The organism is Kitasatospora sp. GAS204B, from assembly GCF_029892155.1.
Lineage (GTDB): Bacteria > Actinomycetota > Actinomycetes > Streptomycetales > Streptomycetaceae > Kitasatospora.
In genome coordinates, this window is sequence record NZ_JARZAG010000008.1 from 146,172 (window position 1) to 164,649 (window position 18,478).

Below are 18,478 nucleotides of genomic sequence, written 5' to 3' on the forward strand. Positions count from 1 at the left end.
TGGGCGGCCACCGCATCAGGCGACCACCGAAGCCGCCGCCTCGCGGGCGCGCAGGCGGCGCAGCATCCGGGCGTCCTGGAAACCGACCGCCCGGGCGGCGGCTTCGGTGGTCGCGCCGCGGGCGATCAGGTGTTCGGCGCGTTCGATCCGTAGCTCCTGCTGGTAGCGCAGCGGCGTCAGGCCGGTGGCGCTGCTGAAGCGCCTGGTCAGGGTCCGCTCGCTGACGCCGACGGCGGCGGCCAGCTCGGTCAGCGCGAGGCGATCGGTGTAGCCGGCATCGATCAGGTCCTGGGCGCGGTGCACCGCGTCACAGACGTGCGCCCGGTGCCGGAGCATCGCGCTGGCCTGCTGCTCATCACCGTTGCGCCGGGCGTAGACCACCATTTTGCGGGCCACCCGCGCGGCGTCGTAGGGCCCGTGGCGCAGGGCGATCAGGTGCAGCGCGAGGTCGATGCCGCTGGCGATGCCGGCCGAGGTGATCAGCCGGTCCTCCACCACGTACAGCACGTCACGCACCACCGTCGCGCGCGGGTAGCGACGGGCCAGCTCCTCCTGGAGGTCGTGGTGCGTGGTGCAGCGCCGCCCGTCGAGCAGCCCGGCCCGACCGAGCGCGTCGGCTCCCGCGCAGACGCTCGCCACCGTGCCGCCCGCCGCGTGGTGGGCCGCCAGGCGGTCGAGGGTGGCCTGGCCGAGCGCGCCGTGCCGGCGCAGCGTGGGCGAGCGCCAGCCGGGGACCACGATCAGGTCGTCCGCCGTCAGCTCGGGCCACTGCGTCTGCGCGCGCAGCTCGACCCCCTGGGCGGTCGGGATCGCGCTCTGCTCGCCGACGTAGCGGATCCGGTACGGGTGGCCGAGGTCGGCGGCCGCGGAGAAGACCTGGGCGGGGCCGGCCAGGTCCAGCAGGTGCAGTTGGGGGACGAGGAGGAAGACGACCTGACTCATGAGGACACCGTAGGCCGGGCGGCCCGCCGGGTGGGACCCGGCGGGCACGATCCGGTCAGGCCTTTTCGAGTTCCGCGACGGTCGCGATCCGGGCGAACCGGCCGGCCAGCGCGTACTCGGTGCGGGCGATGATCCCGTCGGTGCCGAGGGTGGTCGGGTCGGCGAGGATCTCCGCCATGGTGCGCCCGGCGGGGGCGTCGCGGTGCTCGATCGGGTGGGTGGCGGTGGCGTCGGTGACGAAGACCATCCGGTAGCCGAGGTCGGCGCCGAGCCGGGTGGTGGTCTCGCAGCACTGCTCGGTGCGGATGCCGCAGACCACCAGTTCCCCCACCCCGTGCCGGGTGAGCAATTGCTGCAGGTTGGTGGTGCTGAACGCGTTGTGCGAGGTCTTGGTCAGGAGCGGCTCGCCGGGTCGCGGCTCCAGCCCCTCGATCAGCTGGACGTGCCCGAGGGCCGGGTCGAACGGCGTGCCGCTGCCCGGCTCGCTGTGCAGCACCCAGACCACCAGGTCGCCGTTGGCCCGCGCGACGTCGACCAGGCGGTTGACCTGCTCGACGATGGCGGGGTTGGAGACGGCGGCCCAGTCGGGGCGACGGCGGAAGGACTCCTGGACGTCGATGACGATCAGCGCGGTGCGTGACGATGTGGTTCCCATGGGCACCATCGTGGCGGCTGCCCGGGGGTCTCGCGAAGGCCCGATCCGGACCGGACGCGGAACGATCCGGTCAGCGGGGGTCGGGCCGGTCCACGTTCCAGTGCCGCACCACCTGGCAGACCCAACGGTCCCCCTCCTCGGTGGCGACCGAGATCACCGAGAGCCGGCTGATGGTGCGCTGACCGCCTTCCGAGTCCCCGTAGAGCAGGTCGATGTTGACCCGCTCCCGGTTCTTGACCGGCCCGGCCAGCGCCTGGTGGTCCGGGTCCAGGGGGTCGCGGATCGCGGCGTGCCAGAAGCTGGTGTCGCCGGGCGCGACGTAGAGGTCACGGGACTGGCGGCGGAAGTCGGCCGGGTCCGGGTGCTTCACGTCCTGGTAGGTCTCCGGCGGGGCGAACCGCCAGCCGTGGATCACCCCGAGCCCCGGGCCGACGTTGCGGATCGAGGCCGCCAGGTACAGGTTGTCCCCCTCGATCCGCAGGTAGCCCGCGCTGCCGGCCAGGTGCGCCCGGTGCCCGTCCTGCCAGATCAGCTTCTGCCGCGGCGCCTCCAGCCGGGAGCTGATCAGCAACGGCCGCAGCGAGGCCAGCACCGCGCGCTCGGCCGACTGCGCGGCCCGGTCAGCCGAGCGGATCGAGGCGAAGGAGGCGGCGGCCAGGACCAGCGTTCCGCCTGCGGTGGCCAGCGCCGAGAAGGTGCCCCAGTCGATCACCGGGCACCGTCCCTCGTCCGTCTCTGGTCTGATGAGCTGACCGCAAGCACCGAAAACATGACGGGCAGCCTAGGGCACCACCTCCCAGGCCGGCACGGCATCTCGAGCCGTGGTACGCCACTCGCCGGCCGTCGGTACGCCACCACACACCGCCGGCGCACCGCCCTACGCCCCCCGATACGCCGTCGTACGCCGCAGCTCGCGCAGGACTATTGCACCGTGTACGCGCCGTCCCCCACACTCAACAAATGTGTCAGCACTGAGTTATGACGACGTCAAAGCCGCCGCCGAGCGGATCGACGGCGTGACCCGCCCGGTGCCGGTGATCCCGGTGCAGCTGGGCCCGGTCGCCTCCGCCGAGATCTACCTCGCACTGGACTTCATGCAGCACAGCGGCTCCTTCAAGGACCGCGGTGCCGCCAACTTCGCCGCCGCGCACCTGGCGGACGGGGCGATGCCGGCGGCCGGCGTGGTGATCGCCTCCGGCGGCAACGCGGGCCTGGCCTGCGCCTGGGCGGCCGCCCGACACGGGGTGCCGGCCACCGTCTTCGTGCCGCGCACCGCACCCCGGGTCAAGGTGGCCCGGCTGCGCGCCCTGGGCGCCGAGGTGCGGCAGGTCGGCACCGAGTACGCCCAGGCCCAGGAGGCCGCCCGCCTGTTCAGCGCGGAGACCGGCGCGCTGGCCTCGCACGCCTATGACGACCCGTACGTGGTCGCCGGGGCCGGCACCCTGCTGCCGGAGATCCGCGCCTGCGTACCGGGCCTGGACACCGTGATCCTCTCGGTCGGCGGGGGCGGCCTCTTCGCGGGCACCGCCATCGCGGCCGAGCGGCACGGCCTGCGGGTGGTCGCCGTCGAGCCGGAACGCTGTCGCGCGCTGAACGCCGCGATCGAGGCGGGCGAGGTGGTCGACGTCGAGGTGGACTCGGTCGCGGCCGACTCGCTGGGCGCCCGCCGCGCTTCGCAGACCGCCCTGTACTGGGCCAGGCGGGCGGACACCGTCTCCGTACTGGTCGGCGAGGATCAGATCCTGACGGCCCGCCAGCAGCTCTGGGAGAACCACCGGCTGGTCGTCGAGCACGCCGCCGCCACCGCCCTCGCGGCCCTGACCAGCGGCGCCTACCGCCCGATCCCCGGCGAGCGCATCGCGGTGGTGCTCTGCGGGGCGAACACGGACCCGGCCACCCTGGGATAAGTCGGCGCGAATTGCGGGGGGAGAGATGCACATCGCCCTCGGACGCCCGGGCGGGGCACGCCATGCGGACGCTCTAAAGTCGGGGCGTGACCGATCACTCGATAACCTCGCCCTCTTCGTCCTCGTCAACCTCCGCGCCCCTGGCGACTTCCGCTCCCAGCATCGTCGTCACCGACGCCCTGATGGCGGACGACCTGGCGATGATCTCCAACGCGCTGGACACGTTCAACCTCGAGGCGACCGGCGTGTTCGACCGTCGTCCGCTGGCCGTCCTGGTGAAGGATCCGCAGACCGGAGCGGTGCTCGGCGGCCTGACCGGGCGAACTTCGCTGGGGCTGCTCTTCGTCGACCTCTTCCACCTGCCGGCCGAGCTGCGCGGGCGCGGGATCGGGAGCGAGGTGCTGCGGCTGGCCGAGGAGGAGGGCCGGCGACGCGGGTGCCGCGGTGCGGTGCTCTACACCATCACCTTCCAAGCACCCGAGTTCTACCAGCGGCACGGGTGGGAGGTGTTCGGCGAGATGCCCTGCGACCCGCCCGGGGCGAGCCGGGTGTTCATGCGCAAGAACCTGGTATAGCGCAAGCGTTCGCACGGCGAATTTCATTCGAATAGCTGTGCACAGTGGCTTCCGTAAGAGCGATTCATCATCTCATCAGACGTCACATGCGCACCATTGACCCCAGCATCCCCAGCCGGATGGCCGTAGTTCACCAGGCGTCACAAAAACCCCGTGCGATGGGTGTTTCAAGACAGCTATTCACGTCAACATATGTGTTCTGTCGCGTCGTCATTCCACTCCCCCGAAAGGACGACACCCGTGGCAACACAGCAGTCCGCCCCGCCGACCACCGCCACCGAGATCGCCGACCCCGCGCCGCTCGGCCTGGCCGGCTTCGCCATGACCACCTTCGTGCTCAGCTGCTTCAACGCCAACCTGCTGGACGCGAAGCTCGGCCTAGTGGTGCTGCCGCTCGCCCTCGTCTACGGCGGCCTGGCGCAGCTGCTGGCGGGGATGTGGGAGTTCCGCAAGGGCAACACCTTCGGCGCCACCGCGTTCAGTTCCTTCGGCGCCTTCTGGCTGGCCTACTACTTCCTGGTCAAGGACGTCGTGCCGGCTCTGGCCACCAACCCGGACCTGCACAAGGCGCTGGGCCTCTTCCTGCTCGCCTGGGCCATCTTCACCGCCTACATGGCGGTCGCGGCGGTGCGGGTGAGCCTGGCCGTGCTCGCCGTCTTCGTGCTGCTGACCGTCACCTTCGCGGTGCTCTCGGCCGGGGCCTTCGGCCCGAGCGACACCACGACCAAGATCGGCGGCTGGCTGGGCCTGGTCACCGCCGTGGTGGCCTGGTACGCCTCCTTCGCGGGCGTCACCGCCTACACGTTCAAGCGCCAGATCCTGCCCACCTGGCCGGCTCGCTGACCGCTCCCGCCCCCGCACCACGCGGGCCCGTCGGATCGATCGATCAGCCGATCCGACGGGCCCGCGCACGTCTGCGGAAGCATCGGGTGAGCGGCATCGGTCGGTCTCAGTCCGACAACTCCCAGAGCAGCCGGTAGTAAGCGATCCGCGCCGGGTCGGCCTCGACCCCGTAGGCGTCCAGCAGCGGCTGCTCCCACCCGGGACCGTAGTTCCACCGCGTGCTCCAGGTGGCGACGGCCAGGTCGGCCCAGCGGTCGGCAAGACCGAGCGCACCGAGGTCGACGTGCCCGCTGCACGTGCCGTCATCGCCGATCAGGGTGTTGGGGGCGCAGGCATCGCCGTGGCAGACCACCAGGCGGTCGACCGGCGGCGGATCGGCCAGCAGGCCGAGCGCCCGTTCGACGGTGCCGACCTGCCGGAGGTCCGGATGCCAGCGCGTCGGATCGATCCGTCCCGCCGCGGCCCGGGCCCGCACCGCCACCACCCGCCGCTCGGCCGACCAGTCGAACGGGCAAGGTGCGGTGGGCAGTTCCTCGTGCAACGCGCGCAGCCCGGCGCCGATCGCGCGCACGGCGGTCTCGGGGTCGCGCTTCCAGTGGTCGTCCACCGCCATCCGACCCCGGAGGCCCGCCGTGACGATCCAGCTTCCCGTGGCGTCCGAGCCCACGTCCAACACCCGTGGCACCACGGTGAAGGCCGCTGCCCAGCGCAGCCGCGCCACTTCCGCCGACAGGTCGATCCCGCTGCCCACCGGGGTCCACTTCACGAACTGCCGTGCGTCCCCCGCACCGAGCTGGAAGGTCAGGCCACCGAGCTCGTTCTGCCAGACGGCCCGCACCGGCCGCCCGTCGGCGGTGTCGGTGACGACCTGCGGCACTGCGACCGGGCCTTGTGGTGACGTGGCCTTCATGGGAGTGGCTGTCATCGGGCCATTTTCACCGGCACCGGCCGGGTGACGGAAGTGGTGACGCTTCGTCGGTCGCCCGGTGCGCCGACGAGGCTCCACGGACCGGCGACCATCCGAGCCGGCGCCGCCGAACCTGGCGTGGCGTCACCAGCCCGCGCGGCCAGGCGAAAATCATCGCGAGCCGGGCCAAATCCCGTCAATCCGCCCAGGAGACATCACAGTCGCGCATCGCGGGCGAATTTTCGATTGACCATCCATTGACCAAGGCCATAGGTTCTGCCCCGAGCAATGGCACTGACAACGGGAGAGCGGTAGCAGTGAACTGGTACCTGGCAGTACTGAAGAACTACGTCGGTTTCAGCGGCCGGGCACGCCGCCAGGAATACTGGATGTTCGTCCTGATCAACGTCGTCATCTCGATCATTCTCGAGATCGTCGACGCCGCGGCCGGCACCAACGGCGTCATCTCCGGGCTCTACACGCTCGCGGTGCTGCTGCCGACCCTCGCGGTGCTGTTCCGGCGCCTGCACGACACCGGCCGTGCCGGCTGGTGGGTGCTCATCGGCGTGATCCCGCTGATCGGCGCCATCGTCCTGATCGTCTTCACGGCCGGCGCGGGCCAGCCGGAGGCGAACCAGTACGGGCCGAACCCGAAGCTCACGGCCGCAACGGTCTGACCGACCGAGCGGCATCCGGGCGACCGGAATTCGACGCGGAAAACGTAAGGGCCGGACGCGCCGCCAGGCGGCGCGTCCGGCCCTTACGCATTCGGTACGCATTCGGTTGTGGCCGGAGTTGAAATTGAATCCCCGTGTTACCCATGAGCTTCTCCGGAGCCCCTGGAAGTTCACACGAATTTCACATCCTGGCGACCGTCCGAGATGGCCGAGCCCCGGAGGTCGCCGCGGTCCGGACGGGCCACCGAGCGCGCGGCCCCGATCACCAGTTCGATCGACCTTCTCCGGGCGACGCCGCAGGTTGTCCCGTGGATTCGCTACCGATCGTAGGGCGACCTGCCGATGCTTGTTGATAGAACGGCAACATTGGGAGTCCAAGCCCTCGCGGTGAGCGATTCTCGAAGTCAACCGAGCACCGGAGTGCCAGATATGACAGATAATCAGAAGAACGCGGAGGGCGCCATCGCCAGCGGCCACTCCCTCTTCGACCGGGGCATGCCCGAATGCCGCTGCCCCGCCGACTGCGGCGGCCGCCCCGAGGCCGCCCAGCGCCTCACCCTCGCCTACCCGGCCGTGCAGCCGGTCGGCACCCATCCACCCGAGCTGACGTACCAGCCGCGCTCGCGGGGCGAGTTGGTCTATGACGCGCTCAACCAGCGGCTCGGGGTGTTCATGGACCAAGTGGGCCGCATCGTCTACCTGCGGCCCGAACGCGGCGGACCCGAGTGGGAGGCCGATCCCAAGTGGCTGGAGAAACCGCCGGCCACCCGGCAGGCGGCCGGGCAGTCCGGGGCGAACGGTGCCGGCGGCGCGACCAGCTTCGGGGCTGTGTCGTGAACAACGTGCGCCAGCAGGTGACGGAGTCGGTCGCGCTGCTGACCGAGGCGATCACCGGGCTCGGGGTCGACCTCGAACCGCTCGGCAGCGGCTTCCTGGTGACCGAGAACGGCACCGTCCTGGTTCAGCTGCGCCCGCTGCTCCCGGCCGAACTCATCCGTCTCGCTGTCGCGATCCGCGTGGCGGCGGAGCGACTCTAGAGGTGGCGGCGCGCCACGAGACCCCAGCGCGCGCCGGATCATCCGCGAGGTGCCGCCCGCACGCAGGCATCGACGAAGTCCCGCACCACCGCGTCGTGGTCACTCGCGGGTGCCCAGGCGACGCCCATCGAACTCGGACTGACGCCGCTCACCGGCCGGTAGGCGACTCCCGGCCGCGGATAGAAGCGGGCCGAGGACTCCGGAGTGAGGCTGACGCCGTGCCCGTACGCGATGGCGGCCAGCCACTCGTCAGGGTTGCGAGCCACCGCACCGATCCTGACCGGGTGGCCGCCGCGTTCCTCGGTGGCCAGCCAGTAGTCGCGCCACCAGCCCGACTCGGGCGGGGTGGCCACGCACGGTTCGTCCCAGAGCCGCCGGAACGGGATCTCGTCGAGCGCGGCCAGCGGGTGCTCGGCGGACAGCGCCACCCAACGCGGCTCGGTGAGCAACTCCCGCACCCGCAGGGTGTCCTGTCCGGGGAACGGCAACCGCACCAGCGCCACGTCCACCTGACCGTCGGCGAGTCCGGCGGTCGGGTCGGACCAGTCGATCTGCCGCAACTCGACCCGCCAGCCCGGGCGACGGCGGGCGAAGCCGCCGATGATCTCCGGCGTGGCCTCGTTCGCGGCGCTGGCCACGAAGCCGACCCGCAGCACGTGCGAGGCGCGGCTGACGGCGGCCCGGGTGTCGCGCAGCGCGGCGTCCCAGGTCGCCAGCACGCCCTGGACACGGTCGGAAAGCGCCTTCCCCGCCGGGGTGAGCGCCATCCCGGCCCGGGACCGGGTGAACAGCTCGACACCCAGCTGGCCTTCCAGTTGCCGGATCTGCTTGGTCAGCGCCGGCTGGGAGATGAACAGCCGCTCCGCCGCGCGGGTCAGCTGCCCCTCCTCGGCGACGGTCGCGAAGGAGCGCAGCAGGCGAGTGTCGACGTCGATCATGCCGTCAGGTTATGGAAGCGGCTATTGGACGGAACTGACGGGGTGCCAGCAAGCTGTTCTCGCAGGCGAACGAGCGAGACGACGAGGAGTCGGACCCATGAGCGACATGAGTGACATCAGCGACAAGAGCAAGAAGATCGGCGCGATCACCAAGTTCTTCGCGGCCTACGCCACCCATGACCTGGAGGGCATGCGGGAGGTGCTGACCGACGACGTCGCGTGGACCATCCCGGGCCGCCACCCGCTGTCGGGCACCAAGCGGGGTATCGAGGAGGTGGCCGCCTTCTTCACCGAGCTGGGCCGGGCCGGCTTCCAGGCCGATCCGATCTTCCTGGAGGCCAACGAGGAGTACGTGGTGGACATCCACCGCGGCTGGTCCACCGAGGGCGTGGGGCAGGTGGACACCACGTGGGCGCTGGTCTGGCACTTCAACTCCGAGGGCAGGGTGGACCGGGTGGTCAACCTCTCCGGCGACCAGCACCAGATGGACGAATACGTGTGGAACAACCACCAGCCGGCGCCGACCTCCGAGTCTCTGGCCTGACGCTGCGACCGGCCGTCACGCCACTGGTCACCTCGTTGAGCGCGGCGGTGCGGGCCCAGGGAACGGCGGTGCTGGGGCAGGCGAGCCACGGGGTGAGCACACGTCACCTGACGAGAGCTTCGATGAGTTCGTACCGGGGCGGAATCGGGCAGCGACTGTGACCGAGTACGATCACCGCGCACACTGAACCGATCACCCGTGACTGTCCATGACCGTCCATCACCCGCACGCCGGAGACTCGTTTGGCTCGCAAACCCCGCCCCGTCGATCCGACCGAGGGGCCGCTGCAAGCGTTCGCCCACGACCTACGGGCGGTGCGCGAGCAGGCCGGCAACCCCACCTACCGGGCCCTCGCCACGCTGGCCGGGTTCAGCGCCAGCACGCTGAGCGACGCGGCGGGCGGGGTGCGGCAGCCAAGCCTGGAGGTGACGCTCGCCTATGTCGGGGCGTGCGGTGGTGACGTCGAGCTGTGGGAGCGGCGCTGGGAGGAGCTGAGCCGCGAGCTGGCGGTGCGGCCGGCGGGGGTCGAGGCCGCGGACACTGCGGCGGCCGACGCGACACAGACGATGGCGGAGGAGCCGGAGGCCGTCGGCGAGGCTGCGCCGAACGCGGCCGAGCAACCGGCCCCGGCGCCACTCGCCGAAGCCACCGAAGCTGAAGCCGCCCAACCCGCCGAGCCGGTTGCGACCGCAGCCGCCACGCTCCCCCGGCGCTGGTACCAGGCGTACCGCGAACGCCCGGCCCGGCGGACGCTGCTCACCATGGGGGCCGTGGCCGCCGTCTGCGCACTGCTCGCCCTCTGGCTGCCCGGGCAGCACCAGCCGCACTCACAGCCCCAGCCGCCCAGTTCGACCGTCGCCGACTCGGCTTGCCTGCCGCCGGCGGGCGCTGCCGCCGGCGTCGCTCCGGCCACCCCGGCGCCGGTGCGCTTCACCGCGACGACGAAGAGCGCCGGCGCCCACGTCCGCCCCGGTGCCAGCTTCAACGCCGCCATCTTGTGGACCGTCCCGCCCGACTGCACCCTCCAGCTGACCGGCTTCTGCCTCGGCGACGTGGTCTACGACGTGGCCGGCGGCGAGCCGGACATACGCTGGTACGAACTGGCCGGCGGCGGGTTGGTGGCCTCGGCGGTCATGCACGGGGACCCGCCGAGCGCGCTGCAGCCCACCCCCTGCGCGGACAACGCCCCGAGTCCCGTCTCGGTCTCCCTGACCATGGCTCGATCGGCGCCCGACGGTTCGGTCGAGCTGAAGGCGACCGGGAACCAGGTGGCCATCGTCGGCTACGCCGCCTTCTTCAGCGAGGCGCCGAGCGGGGCGGGCTCGGGCACACCGAGCGCCGCCGCCGGCTCGCCGGCCGTCACCCCGGGATCCCCCGCGGCCGGGTCGGGCTCGCCCGCCCCCACCCCGCCCGCCCCCGCCTGGCACCAGATCCAGCTGTCCGCCGATTCGCAGCACCAGTTCGACTACGTCTGGCGCCTCGGCCCACTGCAGACCGCCACCGCACCGATTCCCGTGGTGTCCGTCGCCTGCCTCGGCGGTGGCCGGCCGACCACGGTGGCCGACGCCCAACTGCTCTCCCTCTCCACCGCGCTGCCCGCTCCCGCCCAGCTGAGCCCCGCCGATCGCGGCATCGCCGAACGCGCCGCCTGCCGCTACCCCAACACCTCCAACGGCTGACCGGCCGCTGATCCGACGTGCCGTCATTACTCTGACGGCACGTCGGATCGCCGCCACCGCGGCCGCGCGGCAGCCTCCTCGCAGGCTGCCGCGCGGATTCGGGGGCGTCGACTGGACACCAGGTCCCCTCCCGGTGCGGCCGGCGAGGCGGGTTAGAGTCGGGGTATGGCCGTAGACGAAGCCACCGCACGGGTGGACAGCTGGATCTGGTCGGTGCGACTGGCCAAGACCCGCTCCCTCGCCGCCACCGCCTGCCGCGCCGGACATGTCCGGGTGAACGGCGAACGCGTCAAGCCCGCCCACCCCGTCAAGATCGGCGACGAGGTCCGGGTGCGCCAGGACGACTGGACCCGGGTGGTCGTCGTCGCCCGCGTGATCAGCAAGCGCGTCGGCGCCTCGGTCGCCGTCGACTGTTTCGTCGACAACAGCCCGCCCCGCCCCACCTCCCTGGGCCCCGCCCCCGTGGCCCTGCGTGAGCGCGGCGCCGGCCGCCCCACCAAGCGCGACCGGCGCGCCCTGGAGCAGCTCTTCGGCCCCCCTGGCGGCTGACCATCCCCCGGCCGATCGGGACGCTCCCTGCCGGGCTGTCGCCGTCCGCGAGGCGCTGTCCGCCTCGGCGGTGCTCGCGGTGCGCGATCAGTCGGCCTGCTCGGCTGCTCACAGCCGTCCGTGGATGACGGTGGGTGGCGGTGTCCAGCACGCTGCGTACGCGCGTCGCCGCCCGGGTAGAAGAGCACCTGGTGACGGAGCGTCAGATCACCAGGACAGCGTCCTCGTAGACGATCACCCGTCAAGCGGCGGTGCGGTGGGTGCGACCCGCCGGGCCGCCGTTCAGCCGGCCAGCGCCCGTTCCGCGGCCGGTCGGGCGGCGGTGCGGTGGGCCGGGGCGAGGCCGATGCGGGTGCGGCGGTCGAGCAGGTCGGCGGTGTCCAGGGCGCCCTCGTGGCGGGTGGCGAAGAGGAGTTCGGCCATGGTGGTGTCGGTGCCGGGGGCGATCGGGGTGAGGAGGGCGGGGTCGCCGTCGGCCTGGGCGAGGACGGCGGGGGCTTCGGTGCCGTAGCGACGGACCAGGCGCAGGGGGGCGTCGACGCGGTCGAGTTGGGGGCGCGGGGCCGCACCGACCAGGGGGAGGGCGCGGGTTCGGCAGGGGCGGGCGGTCAGCCGGGCGTGGGCGAGGGCGGCGTCCAGGGCGTCCTCGGCCATCTGGCGGTAGGTGGTGAGCTTGCCACCGACGATGGTCACCAGGCCCTCGGGGCTGGTCAGCACGGCGTGCTTGCGGGAGACGTCGGCGGTGCGCCCGGTGCCGTCGTCCAGCAGCGGGCGCAGGCCTGCGAAGGTGCCGAGCAGATCGGCGCGGGTGAGCGGGGTGCGCAGTGCGGAACTGATGGTCTGCAGCAGGAAATCGATCTCGGACTCGGCCGGCTGCGGCACGTCGGGGATCGGGCCGGGCGCGTCCTCGTCGGTGAGGCCGACGTAGACCCGGCCGTCGGGGGCGGGCAGCGCGAAGACGAAGCGGTTGGTCTCGCCCGGCACCGGCACGGTGAGCCCGGCGTTCAGGGCGCCGGTCGGGCCGGTGAAGGCGGACTGCGGCAGCACCAGGTGGGTGCCGCGGCTGGGCCGCAGGGTGATGCCGGGGGCCAGCTCGCCGGCCCAGACGCCGGCCGCGTTGATCACCGTGCTGGCCGTCAACTCGAAGGAGTCGCCGGTCAGTTCGTCGGTCAGCCGGGCCCCGGTGCCGTGCGCCGCGCTGACCGCGCAGCGGGTCAGGATCCGTGCGCCGTGGGCCGCCGCGGTGCGCGCCAGGGCGACCACCAGGCGTGCGTCGTCGACCAGTTGGCCGTCCCAGAAGACCAGGCCGCCGCGCAGCCCGGCGGTTCGCACGGTGGGGGCGTAGCGCAGCACCTCGGCGGGGGCGAGGCGGCGGGAGCGGGGCAGGGTGGTCGAGGAGGTGCCGGCGGTGCGGCGCAGCAGGTCCCCGGCCAGGAAGCCGGCCCGGACCAGCGCGGCGTCCGCGAAGCCGGTGCCGGGCAGCAGCGGGACGATCTGCGGCAGCGCGTGCACCAGGTGGGGGGCGGTGCGGTCGAGCAGGATGCCGCGCTCGACAGCGCTCTCCCGGGCGATGCCGACGCTGCCGGAGGCGAGGTAGCGCAGGCCGCCGTGGACCAGCTTGGAGCTCCAGCGACTGGTGCCGAAGCCGAGGTCGTGCTTCTCGGCGAGGACGACGGACAGGCCGCGGGCGGCCGCGTCGAGCGCGATGCCGGCGCCGGTGACGCCACCGCCGATCACCAGGACGTCGATGGCGCGGGCGCCGGCCGGCGGCGAGGCCAGGTCGGCCAGGTCGCGGGTGCGGCGAGCGGCGTTCAGCGAGGAGCCGGTGCCGATTGTCCTGGTCATGCGTCAGAACCGCCTTCGGTGACGGGAGTTGGCGAGAGGTATCGGTCGAGCAGCAGGCGCAGCTCGCCGTCGAGCCGGTCGACCTCGTCCCCCGCCCCGTCGGGTGCGTCCACGAAGACGGGCCCGGTGAGAGTGAAGGACCACGCGGTGAGCAGCACCGCGCGGGCCAGCAGCGCGGGGTCGCCGGTCCGGATCGAGCCGTCGGCGAGGCCGGCGCGCAGGCCGGCTTCGAGCATCGCGAGCTGGTGGTTGGTGTTGGTGCCGCGCCGCTTGAGCAGGTAAGGGGTGAGGAAGTCCGGGTCGAGCTCGATGATCTTGCGCAGCAGCGGGTGCACCCGGATGGCGCCGACCAGGCGCACCGTGCCGTCCACCACGTGGGCCCGGCCGTGGGTCGCCCCGCCGAGCGGGAAAGCGCTTTCGAAAGCGCTTTCCGCCAGCTCCGTCCAGACCCGGGTGGTCAACGCGCCGAGCACCTCGCGCACCCCGCCCCAGCGGCGGTAGAGGGTGGCGCGGGAGACGCCGGCCTGGCGGGCGATGTCGGCCATGGTGATCCGCTGCATGCCGATGGTGAGCAGCAGCTGGTAGGCCGCGTCGAGGATCCGCTCCTCGGGGATGGCATTGGCGGCCTTCGGCCCGGGGCGGGAGTCGGCGGGAGACTCGGGCCGGGCTTCGGGCGGAGTTCCGGAGGGGGCTTCGGACGGGGTTCCGGATCCCGACGTGTTGATTCGCTGCGACACCACATGTACAAGTGTATCAGCGCCTTCCCCTCCACCCTGAGGACCTCGATGACCGAGTCAGACCTGCCCGTCGCGGACTTCCACCCCTACCGCTGGGGCGACCCCGCCCGCCGCACCGAACTCCCGGCCGCCGCGCACGAGACGCTGGCCGCCTTCGGGGTCCGCACGCCCGCGCAGCCGCCGGTCGACCTCGACACGCTCGTGCTGCCCGACACCGCGCTGGACGAGAAGGCGCTTACCGAGCTGGCCGCCGTGGTCGGCGCGGAGCAGCTCAGCACCGCCGCCGCCGTCCGGATCGGCCACACCCGCGGCTGGTCCACCCCCGACCTGCTGCGGCTGCGCGCGGGCGATGTCACGGACGCGCCGGACGCCGTCGCCTTCCCCGGCACGCACCAGGAGGTGGTGGCCCTGCTGGAGCTGTGCGAGCGGCTGCGCCTGGCCGTCGTCCCCTACTCCGGCGGCACCTCGGTGGTCGGCGGACTGGCGCCGCAGCGGGCCGGGTTCGCCGGCCTGCTCGCGCTCGACCTCAAGCGGCTGAACGCCGTGCTGGCGATCGACGAGGTCTCCCGCACCGCCACGCTGCAGGCCGGCCTGCGCGGTCCGGAGGCCGAACGGCAGCTGCGGGAGCACGGCCTGACGCTGGGTCACTTCCCGCAGTCGTACGAGGGCGCGAGCATCGGCGGCTACGCCGCGGCGCGCTCGGCCGGCCAGTCCTCGGCCGGCTACGGACGGTTCGACGAGATGGTGGTCGGCCTGGTGCTGGCCACCCCGCGCGGCACGATGGAGCTGGGCAGCGCCCCGAAGTCGGCGGCCGGCCCCGACCTGCGCCAGCTGGTGCTCGGCTCGGAGGGCACCCTGGGCGTGATCACCTCGGTGACCGTCCGGGTGCGCCCGCTGCCGGCCGAACGGGTCTACGAGGCCTGGAAGTTCGACTCCTTCGAGGCGGGCGCGGACGCGCTGCGCCGGCTGGTCCAGGACGGCCCGCTGCCCACCGTGCTGCGGCTCTCCGACGAGATGGAGACCTCGATCAACCTGGCCGACCCGGCCGCGATGTTCGGCGGCGGCCCGGGCGGTTGCCTGGCCGTCACCGGCTACGAGGGCAGCGCGGCCGAGGTGGCCGCCCGCCGGGCCGGCGCGAGCGAGCTGCTGATCGCGGCCGGCGGGCAGCCGCTGGGCACCGAGCCGGGCGAGTCCTGGCGCCACGGCCGCTACCGCGCACCGTACTTGCGCGATCCGCTGCTGGACGCCGGGGTGCTGATCGAGACCCTGGAGACGGTGACCTTCTGGTCGAACCTGCACCCGCTGCGCGCGGCCGTCACCGAGGCGCTGACCAGCGCGCTGACCGCGCAGGGCGGCACGCCACTGGTGCTCTGCCACATCTCGCACGTCTACGAGACCGGCGCCTCGCTCTACTTCACCGTCGCCTGTGCCCAGACCGAGGACCCGATCGACCAGTGGCACGCCGCCAAGTCGGCTGCCAACGAGGCGATCCGGGCGGCCGGTGCGGCGATCACCCACCACCACGGCGTGGGCACCGACCACCGGGACGTCTACGCCCGCGAGGTGGGCCCGCTGGCGGTGGCCTCACTGCAGGCGGTCAAGCGGGTGCTGGACCCGGCCGGGATCCTCAACCCGGGTGTGCTGATCCCGACTCCGGATGCGGCGGCAGCGGGCGTCCCGGGTACCGAGAGCGAGCACTGAGATGGCCGGTGACACGTTCACCGCGATCGTCAACCCGATCTCGGGCGGCGGCCACGCCCTCGCCCGCTGGGAGCCGATCGCCGCGCTGCTGCGCGCGGCCGGCGCCATCGTGCGCACGGAGCCGAGCCGGGACCGCGAACACGCCATCGCCGCCGCCCGAGCGGCCGCCGAACGCGGCGAGGTGGTGGTCGCGGTCGGCGGCGACGGCATGGTGCGCGACGTGGCCGACGGCACCGTGCGCGGCGGCGGCACGATGGCCATCGTGCCGGCCGGGCGCGGCAACGACCTGGCCCGTACCCTCAAGCTGCCCGGGGCCGGCGAACCGGCGGCGGTGGCCCGGCTGTTGCTGGCCGGACAGCGCCGCACGATCGACGTGCTGGAGGTCAACGGGGTGATCGCACCGGGCAACGTGTACATCGGGATCGACGCGCTCGCCACCCGGATCATCAACGCCGGACGCGGCCTGCCCGCCCTGCTGCTCTACCGGCTGGCCCCGCTGCGGGCGATCCTCAGCTGGCGGGCGGCCGGCTACACGCTGACCGTCGACGGTGCGCGGCGCGAGGTGCGCGGGCACACCGTGGTGGTGGCCAACTCCGGTGCGTACGGGCATGGTCTGCGGATCGTGCCGACGGCCGTGCTGGACGACGGGCTGCTCGACGTGATGGTGGTCGGCGACGGGCCGCGCTCGAAGGTGATCGCCTTCATGCGCGAGGCCAAGCGCGGCACTCACCTACGCCGACCCGAGGTCAGCGTGCAGACCGCGCAGGAGGTCACGGTGGACGCCGACCGGCCGATCCCGGTCTGCGCGGACGGCGACGAGATCGCGCAACTGCCCGCCCGGATCCGGGTGCTGCCCGGTGCGCTGGCGGTGCTCGCGCCGTAGGGTGCCTCGTAGCGGTGCGTTGAGGCGACACCGTCCAGGTGCGGACCAGCGGGCGGTAGGTCCAGAGTGCAGAGGAGAGGCGATCCGATGGCTGCGCAGTTCGGTGACTACCAGTACGAGATCCAGTTCAACGCACTGTCCGGCGTGCTCCCCGAACTGCCGATGGCCTTCGCCGAGTTGGAGCGGAGGGCGAAGGCCACCCTGTCGCCCTCGCTCTGGTCGTACGTCGCGGGCGGCGCGGGCGACGAGTTCACCCAGCGGGCCAACGTCCGCGCCTTCGAGCAGTGGGGGCTGATCCCCCGGATGCTGGTCGGGGCCGCCGAACGCGACCTGTCGGTGGAGCTGTTCGGGCTCACCCTGCCCTCGCCGCTCTTCCTCGCCCCGGTCGGCGTACTCGGCCTCTGCGCCCAGGACGGGCACGGCGACCTCGCCACCGCACGGGCCGCCGCCCGTACCGGGGTGCCCATGGTGGCCTCCACGTTGACCGTCGATCCGCTGGAACAGGTCGCGGGTGAACTCGGCGACACACCGGGCTTCTTCCAGCTCTATCCGCCCAAGGACCGTGAGCTGGCGGCGAGTCTGGTGGCCCGGGCGGAGGCGGCCGGGTTCAAGGGCATCGTGGTCACCCTGGACACCTGGGTGCTCGGCTGGCGCCCCGGCGACCTGGCCACCGGCAACTTCCCGCAGCTGCGCGGCAACTGCCTGGCCAACTACACCTCGGACCCGGTCTTCCGGGCCCGACTGGCCAAGCCGCCGCAGGAGGACATGCAGGCCGCCGTGCTGGAGTGGGTGAGCGTCTTCGCCGCCCCGCTGACCTGGGCCGACCTGCCCTGGCTGCGCTCGCTCACCACGCTGCCGCTGATCCTCAAGGGAATCTGCCACCCCGAGGACGTGCGACGGGCCAGGGACGCGGGGGTGGACGGGATCTACTGCTCCAACCACGGCGGCCGCCAGGCCAACGGCGGGCTGCCGGCGCTGGCCGCGCTGCCCGGCGTGGTGGCGGCGGCCGACGGGCTGCCGGTGCTCTTCGACTCGGGCGTGCGCAGCGGCGCGGACCTGGTCAAGGCGCTGGCCCTGGGCGCCACGGCGGTCGGGGTCGGGCGCCCCTACACCTACGGGCTGGCGCTCGGCGGCGCGGCCGGGGTCGAGCACGTGCTGCGCTCGCTGCTCGCCGAGGCCGACCTGATCATGGCGGTGGACGGCTACCCGACGCCGGCCGACCTCACCCGGGACGCGCTGGTGCGGCTCCCGGGCGAGGTCGGCTGACGCTCACTCCTCGCTCACTCCCCGCCTTACTCCTCGATCGCCCCACGAACCGCGCGCAGGTGCTCGCGGAAGGTCAGCTCGGGGTTGGTCCGGCGCGCGGCGAGGTAGGCGTCGAAGCGGACCTGGGCCCGCAGCGTGTCACCCGAGCGGATCCGCTCCGCCTGACCCCGCTCGGTGTCGCGGATCTGCTCGGCGAGGGTGAGGAGTTCCTCGGCGCGGGCGGCGGGCGCGAAGAGCACGCCGTCGTCGTCGCCGAAGACCAGGTCCGCGCTGGTCACCGTCCACTCCCCCACCGTGGCGGCCGCCAGCGCGTCGGCGGGCCGGGCGTCCAGCCGCTGCGGCCCGGTGGGGAGCGAGCCCTGGCTGAAGACCGGCAGCCCGATGGCGCGGACGTCGGCGGTGTCGCGGTGCAGCCCCCAGATCACCACGCCCGCGAGCCCGGCGGTGCTCGCCTCGAGCACCACCAGGTCGCCGGCGCAGGCCTCGTCCGTCCGCCCGCCGTTGTCCACCACCAGGACGTCGCCGGGCTCGGCGGTCTCGAAGGCCTCCAGGAAGATGTCGACGCTGCCGACATGCCGGGCCGGACGCACCCGCCCGGCCACCCGGACACCGGGCAGCACGGCCTGCAGCGGCGCGGGTGCGCAGCGCACCGGGACCTGGGCGCGGACGCAGGCGTCGGCCAGGTGGGCGGTGGTCAGCGTCTCGAACCGCTTCTGAAGCTCGTGGTGGTCCATCCGGTCTGCCCTCTCACACTGCGCCGTGGGGTTGGGATTCCTGCTGACCAATGATCAGG

20 protein-coding genes are annotated in these 18,478 nt (G+C 72.8%); 12 read left to right on the forward strand and 8 right to left on the reverse strand.

Annotation, left to right across the window (positions count from 1 at the left end; translation table 11 throughout):
- Positions 1–15 precede the first annotated feature (15 nt).
- The 3 genes from P3T41_RS13575 to P3T41_RS13585 all read right to left on the reverse strand — a co-directional run bounded on the left by P3T41_RS13575 (position 16) and on the right by P3T41_RS13585 (position 2,309).
- Positions 16–942 carry an AraC family transcriptional regulator gene (locus P3T41_RS13575; RefSeq protein ID WP_280690051.1) on the reverse strand — a complete coding sequence of 309 codons (927 nt, stop codon included), beginning with the start codon at positions 940–942 and terminating at the stop codon, positions 16–18.
- A gap of 55 nt (positions 943–997) precedes the next feature.
- Positions 998–1,597, reverse strand: a complete 600-nt coding sequence (locus tag P3T41_RS13580) for an isochorismatase family protein (RefSeq protein ID WP_280690052.1) — start codon at positions 1,595–1,597, stop codon at positions 998–1,000.
- A gap of 70 nt (positions 1,598–1,667) precedes the next feature.
- Positions 1,668–2,309, reverse strand: coding sequence for a hypothetical protein (locus P3T41_RS13585; RefSeq protein WP_280690053.1), 642 nt, complete (start codon positions 2,307–2,309; stop codon positions 1,668–1,670).
- Positions 2,310–2,559: 250 nt separating this feature from the next.
- Between P3T41_RS13585 and P3T41_RS13590 the strand changes: the two genes are divergently transcribed.
- From P3T41_RS13590 to P3T41_RS13600, 3 genes are all read left to right on the forward strand, one after another.
- Positions 2,560–3,504 (forward strand): serine/threonine dehydratase, encoded by a 945-nt coding sequence (locus P3T41_RS13590; protein WP_280690054.1) that lies wholly within the window; start codon positions 2,560–2,562, stop codon positions 3,502–3,504.
- Positions 3,505–3,686: 182 nt separating this feature from the next.
- A complete protein-coding gene (locus tag P3T41_RS13595) occupies positions 3,687–4,079 on the forward strand; it encodes a GNAT family N-acetyltransferase (RefSeq protein ID WP_280690055.1) in 393 nt (130 codons plus the stop codon).
- 240 nt (positions 4,080–4,319) lie between these two features.
- Positions 4,320–4,922, forward strand: coding sequence for an acetate uptake transporter (locus P3T41_RS13600; protein ID WP_280690056.1), 603 nt, complete (start codon positions 4,320–4,322; stop codon positions 4,920–4,922).
- 106 nt (positions 4,923–5,028) lie between these two features.
- Here P3T41_RS13600 and P3T41_RS13605 read toward each other — a convergent pair whose 3' ends face one another.
- The gene (locus tag P3T41_RS13605; protein ID WP_280690057.1) at positions 5,029–5,847 is read right to left on the reverse strand and encodes an aminoglycoside 3'-phosphotransferase; all 819 of its coding nucleotides are present in this window, start codon (positions 5,845–5,847) and stop codon (positions 5,029–5,031) included.
- Between the two features lie 299 nt (positions 5,848–6,146).
- On the opposite strand from P3T41_RS13605, the gene P3T41_RS13610 reads away from it, so the two are divergent.
- From P3T41_RS13610 to P3T41_RS13620, 3 genes are all read left to right on the forward strand, one after another.
- A complete protein-coding gene (locus P3T41_RS13610; protein ID WP_280690058.1) occupies positions 6,147–6,506 on the forward strand; it encodes a DUF805 domain-containing protein in 360 nt (119 codons plus the stop codon).
- 429 nt (positions 6,507–6,935) lie between these two features.
- Positions 6,936–7,343, forward strand: coding sequence for a hypothetical protein (locus tag P3T41_RS13615; protein WP_280690059.1), 408 nt, complete (start codon positions 6,936–6,938; stop codon positions 7,341–7,343).
- Positions 7,340–7,543 carry a hypothetical protein gene (locus P3T41_RS13620; RefSeq protein ID WP_280690060.1) on the forward strand — a complete coding sequence of 68 codons (204 nt, stop codon included), beginning with the start codon at positions 7,340–7,342 and terminating at the stop codon, positions 7,541–7,543. The genes P3T41_RS13615 and P3T41_RS13620 overlap by 4 nt, the downstream gene beginning before the upstream one ends.
- Before the next feature lie 38 nt (positions 7,544–7,581).
- Here P3T41_RS13620 and P3T41_RS13625 read toward each other — a convergent pair whose 3' ends face one another.
- Complete coding sequence (locus tag P3T41_RS13625) at positions 7,582–8,478, reverse strand: LysR family transcriptional regulator (RefSeq protein WP_280690198.1); 897 nt, start codon at positions 8,476–8,478, stop codon at positions 7,582–7,584.
- A gap of 100 nt (positions 8,479–8,578) precedes the next feature.
- Between P3T41_RS13625 and P3T41_RS13630 the strand changes: the two genes are divergently transcribed.
- The 3 genes from P3T41_RS13630 (at position 8,579) to P3T41_RS13640 (ending at position 11,253) form a co-directional block, all read left to right on the forward strand.
- The gene (locus P3T41_RS13630) at positions 8,579–9,025 is read left to right on the forward strand and encodes a nuclear transport factor 2 family protein (RefSeq protein ID WP_280690061.1); all 447 of its coding nucleotides are present in this window, start codon (positions 8,579–8,581) and stop codon (positions 9,023–9,025) included.
- A 242-nt stretch (positions 9,026–9,267) separates the two neighbouring features.
- The gene (locus tag P3T41_RS13635) at positions 9,268–10,704 is read left to right on the forward strand and encodes a helix-turn-helix transcriptional regulator (RefSeq protein WP_280690062.1); all 1,437 of its coding nucleotides are present in this window, start codon (positions 9,268–9,270) and stop codon (positions 10,702–10,704) included.
- 165 nt (positions 10,705–10,869) lie between these two features.
- Entirely contained in the window at positions 10,870–11,253 is a 384-nt protein-coding gene (locus tag P3T41_RS13640) for an RNA-binding S4 domain-containing protein (RefSeq protein ID WP_280690063.1), read from the forward strand.
- A 282-nt stretch (positions 11,254–11,535) separates the two neighbouring features.
- Here the strand turns inward: P3T41_RS13640 and P3T41_RS13645 are convergent, their stop codons facing one another.
- Positions 11,536–13,098, reverse strand: coding sequence for a glycerol-3-phosphate dehydrogenase/oxidase (locus P3T41_RS13645; RefSeq protein WP_280690064.1), 1,563 nt, complete (start codon positions 13,096–13,098; stop codon positions 11,536–11,538).
- Positions 13,095–13,835 (reverse strand): TetR/AcrR family transcriptional regulator, encoded by a 741-nt coding sequence (locus tag P3T41_RS13650; protein WP_280690065.1) that lies wholly within the window; start codon positions 13,833–13,835, stop codon positions 13,095–13,097. Before P3T41_RS13650 ends, P3T41_RS13645 begins: the two co-directional genes overlap by 4 nt.
- A 48-nt stretch (positions 13,836–13,883) precedes the next feature.
- On the opposite strand from P3T41_RS13650, the gene P3T41_RS13655 reads away from it, so the two are divergent.
- The 3 genes from P3T41_RS13655 to P3T41_RS13665 all read left to right on the forward strand — a co-directional run bounded on the left by P3T41_RS13655 (position 13,884) and on the right by P3T41_RS13665 (position 17,685).
- Positions 13,884–15,536, forward strand: coding sequence for an FAD-binding oxidoreductase (locus tag P3T41_RS13655; protein WP_280690066.1), 1,653 nt, complete (start codon positions 13,884–13,886; stop codon positions 15,534–15,536).
- A gap of 1 nt (position 15,537) precedes the next feature.
- A complete protein-coding gene (locus P3T41_RS13660) occupies positions 15,538–16,419 on the forward strand; it encodes a diacylglycerol kinase family lipid kinase (protein WP_280690067.1) in 882 nt (293 codons plus the stop codon).
- A gap of 87 nt (positions 16,420–16,506) precedes the next feature.
- Complete coding sequence (locus P3T41_RS13665) at positions 16,507–17,685, forward strand: alpha-hydroxy-acid oxidizing protein (protein WP_280690068.1); 1,179 nt, start codon at positions 16,507–16,509, stop codon at positions 17,683–17,685.
- Between the two features lie 26 nt (positions 17,686–17,711).
- Here the strand turns inward: P3T41_RS13665 and P3T41_RS13670 are convergent, their stop codons facing one another.
- Positions 17,712–18,419 (reverse strand): RraA family protein, encoded by a 708-nt coding sequence (locus P3T41_RS13670; protein ID WP_280690069.1) that lies wholly within the window; start codon positions 18,417–18,419, stop codon positions 17,712–17,714.
- Positions 18,420–18,478: the final 59 nt, after the last annotated feature.

What these genes read in the sequence shown, in the direction of transcription:
- P3T41_RS13595 (WP_280690055.1), top strand. Translation starts at nt 3,687, where the DNA reads ATGGCGGACGACCTGGCGATGATCTCCAACGCGCTGGACACGTTCAAC.
- P3T41_RS13580 (WP_280690052.1), bottom strand. Translation starts at nt 1,597, where the DNA reads ATGGGAACCACATCGTCACGCACCGCGCTGATCGTCATCGACGTCCAG.
- P3T41_RS13670 (WP_280690069.1), bottom strand. Translation starts at nt 18,419, where the DNA reads ATGGACCACCACGAGCTTCAGAAGCGGTTCGAGACGCTGACCACCGCC.
- P3T41_RS13640 (WP_280690063.1), top strand. Translation starts at nt 10,870, where the DNA reads ATGGCCGTAGACGAAGCCACCGCACGGGTGGACAGCTGGATCTGGTCG.
- P3T41_RS13615 (WP_280690059.1), top strand. Translation starts at nt 6,936, where the DNA reads ATGACAGATAATCAGAAGAACGCGGAGGGCGCCATCGCCAGCGGCCAC.
- P3T41_RS13605 (WP_280690057.1), bottom strand. Translation starts at nt 5,847, where the DNA reads ATGACAGCCACTCCCATGAAGGCCACGTCACCACAAGGCCCGGTCGCA.
- P3T41_RS13630 (WP_280690061.1), top strand. Translation starts at nt 8,579, where the DNA reads ATGAGCGACATGAGTGACATCAGCGACAAGAGCAAGAAGATCGGCGCG.
- P3T41_RS13655 (WP_280690066.1), top strand. Translation starts at nt 13,884, where the DNA reads ATGACCGAGTCAGACCTGCCCGTCGCGGACTTCCACCCCTACCGCTGG.
- P3T41_RS13665 (WP_280690068.1), top strand. Translation starts at nt 16,507, where the DNA reads ATGGCTGCGCAGTTCGGTGACTACCAGTACGAGATCCAGTTCAACGCA.
- P3T41_RS13660 (WP_280690067.1), top strand. Translation starts at nt 15,538, where the DNA reads ATGGCCGGTGACACGTTCACCGCGATCGTCAACCCGATCTCGGGCGGC.
- P3T41_RS13575 (WP_280690051.1), bottom strand. Translation starts at nt 942, where the DNA reads ATGAGTCAGGTCGTCTTCCTCCTCGTCCCCCAACTGCACCTGCTGGAC.
- P3T41_RS13645 (WP_280690064.1), bottom strand. Translation starts at nt 13,098, where the DNA reads ATGACCAGGACAATCGGCACCGGCTCCTCGCTGAACGCCGCTCGCCGC.